The organism is Methylobacterium sp. B1, from assembly GCF_000333255.1.
Classification (GTDB): Bacteria; Pseudomonadota; Alphaproteobacteria; order Rhizobiales; family Beijerinckiaceae; genus Methylobacterium; species Methylobacterium fujisawaense.
On record NZ_BACT01000059.1, the window covers coordinates 1 to 2,628 of the forward strand.

3 protein-coding genes are annotated in these 2,628 nt (G+C 70.5%); all 3 read left to right on the forward strand.

Annotated features, from left to right (window positions below):
• Positions 1 to 605, forward strand: a 605-nt coding sequence (locus I53_RS01650; protein ID WP_043345978.1) for a branched-chain amino acid ABC transporter permease, incomplete at its 5' end; no start/stop codon positions are given.
• Between the two features lie 319 nt (positions 606 to 924).
• Positions 925 to 1,845 (forward strand): branched-chain amino acid ABC transporter permease, encoded by a 921-nt coding sequence (locus tag I53_RS01655; protein WP_043345981.1) that lies wholly within the window; start codon positions 925 to 927, stop codon positions 1,843 to 1,845.
• Positions 1,842 to 2,628, forward strand: a 787-nt coding sequence (locus I53_RS01660; protein WP_043345983.1) for an ABC transporter ATP-binding protein, incomplete at its 3' end; no start/stop codon positions are given. The genes I53_RS01655 and I53_RS01660, both read left to right, overlap by 4 nt.

Genomic DNA, 2,628 nt, shown 5'->3' on the forward strand with positions numbered 1-2,628 from the left:
CGGGCGACCGCGCGAGAGAAGGAATCTTCGTGCTCACCGGCACGCTGCTCTGGGGGATCATGATCCAGGAGCTGGTGGCCTACTTCTTCACCGACAACCCGAAGACCGTGCTGCCGCTCATCGAGGGCGTGGTGGAGATCGCGGGCGTCCGCACGCCGAAGAACGAGCTCTTCACCGCGCTGATCTGCTGGGTGGTGATCGGGCTGCTCTGGCTGTTCGTGAACCGGGCGCGGGCCGGCAAGGTCCTGCTCGCCGCCTCCATGAACCCGCGCGGCGTCACGCTGCTCGGCCACGACATGGCGAAGATCTACGTGGCGGTCTGGGCGATCTACGGGCTTCTGGCCGGCATCGCCGGGGTGCTGCTCGGGATGTTCCTCGGGGTGTCTTCGTATTCGGTGGGGCCGCTCACCGCGAGCGCCTTCTCGATCGTGGTGCTGGGGGGCTTGGGGAGCGTCACCGGCTCGCTGATCGCCGCCTACGTGGTGGGCTACCTCGAGACCGCCACCGCCTACCTGATCTCGCCGGCCTACCGGGTCATCCCGGCGCTGCTGCTGCTCGTCGCCGTCATGTACCTGCGCCCGCAGGGCCTGCTGGGGCGGCGCTGATGGCGGTCCTCGAGATCAGAGTCTTTGCCGGGCGCGGGATGAACGCCCTCCCCTGTGCTGGCTCCCGGATTCGAACGGCGTGTGCGCCGCCGCGGCGGCGGCAAGACGAGACGCGGGTGCCCTCTCCCGTGCGGGAGAGGGACAGGGTGAGGGGCGTGCGGCGCCCGGAGAAGGCGGGACACGAACGCGCGTCGAGGACGGGCTCGATCCTGAACAATCTCGACCCTCACCCCAACCCTCTCCCGCACGGGAGAGGGGGCGCGTCACGTTCCCTCATCAGCGTTGAAGCCCTGATCATCAATCCTGGTGCGGCTCATCCATGAAGCTCCTCACCACCCCCGGCTTCTGGATCGCGATCCTCGCCGTCGCGGCCGCCGCCACCCTCCCCTGGTATGTCTCCGGCTACATCCTGGGCCTGCTCACGATCGCCTACTATTTCGGCGTGTTCTCGATGGCCTGGGACCTCCTCTTCGGCTTCGCCGGCGAGGTGAATTTCGGCCCGACCTTCCTGATCGGGCTCGGGGCCTACGGCGCCGGCATCCTCAACAACCGCTACGAGCTGCCGATCCCCTACTGCCTCGCGGCCGGGACCGTGCTCGCCGTGGTCGGCGGCCTCGCCCTGGCGCTGCCGGCGCTCAAGGTCCGCGGCCCCTATTTCGGGCTGATCACCCTGGTGGCGGTCCTGCTCCTGCAGAACATGATCGTGGTCTTCTCCGGCCTCACCGGCGGCGAGATCGGCCTGACCGTCCCCGACGTCATCTCCATCGACGCCGACACCAATTACTGGCTGGCGCTCGGCTTCATGGCGGTCTCCGGCCTGATCCTCACGGCCATCGCCCGCTCGCCCGCTGGGCTGATCCTCCAGGCCGCCGGCCAGGATCCGGTGGTGACCGGGGCGCTCGGCTTCAACGTCGCCAAGCACAAGCTCGCGGCCTTCGCGGTGAGCGCCGCCTTCTCGGGCCTCGCGGGCGGGCTGGTGGTCTTCTACATGGGCACCGCCTCGGTGGGCACGCTGATCAACACGTCGGTGGGCGTGCAGGTGATCATCGCGGCGGTGCTCGGCGGCCGCCGCACCATCGTGGGCGCGGCGCTCGGCGCCGTGTTCCTGATCGCGGCGGGCGAGCTGCTGCGCCCGCTCGGGGGGCTGTCGACCTTCGTGGTGTCGGCGGTGGCGCTGCTGGTGATCCTGTTCGTGCCCTCGGGGCTCCTCGGCCTCGCGTCCTTCCGGAGCGCCCGATGACCGTCGCCGTGGCACCCCCGCCGGCCGTGTCTCCCGTCCTGGCCGAGCCCTGCCTCACCGTGCGCGGCCTGACCAAGCGCTATGGCGGCCTCGTCGCCGTCAAGGAGGTCGATCTCGACCTGCGGCCCGGCGAGATCCTCGGCCTGATCGGCCCGAACGGCTCGGGCAAGTCCACCGTGATGAAGCTGATCATGGGGCTGGAGCGCCCGAGCGCCGGCTCGATCCGCCTCGACGGCACCGAGATCGGCGGGATGCCGGCCCACCGGGTGGCGCGCTCCGGCATCGGCCTCGTGTTCCAGCACGCGCGGCCGCTCCAGCGGCAGACCGTGCTGGAGAATATCAGCCTCGCGCTCCTGCCCGACAGCCTGATCCGATTGGCCGCCGATCCGCACGTGGCGCGGCGGGCGAAGGAGATCGCCGAGCGCGTCGGCCTCGGCGCCGTGGTCGACCGGCGGCCCGGAACCCTGCCCTTCGCGGATCTGCGCCGGCTGGAGCTCGCCAAGGCCATCGCCCGCGATCCCCGGGTGGTGCTGGTCGACGAGCCCTTCGCGGGCCTGACCGGCGGCGAGGTCGCGGCCTTCTCGGAGCTGATCCGGGGGTTTCGCGACGAGGGCAAGGCCGTGCTCCTCGTCGACCACAACGTGAAGAGCGTCTCGGCCCTCGTGGACCGGGTGTTCGCCATGTATCTCGGCGAGCGCATCGCCGAGGGCTCGGCCGAGTCCGTGATGGCCGACCCGACCGTGCGCCGGGTCTATCTCGGCGGCAGATCGAGAAGGCGGCCCG

Coding starts and splice junctions, on each gene's coding strand:
- I53_RS01655 (WP_043345981.1), top strand. CDS start 925: ATGAAGCTCCTCACCACCCCCGGCTTCTGGATCGCGATCCTCGCCGTC.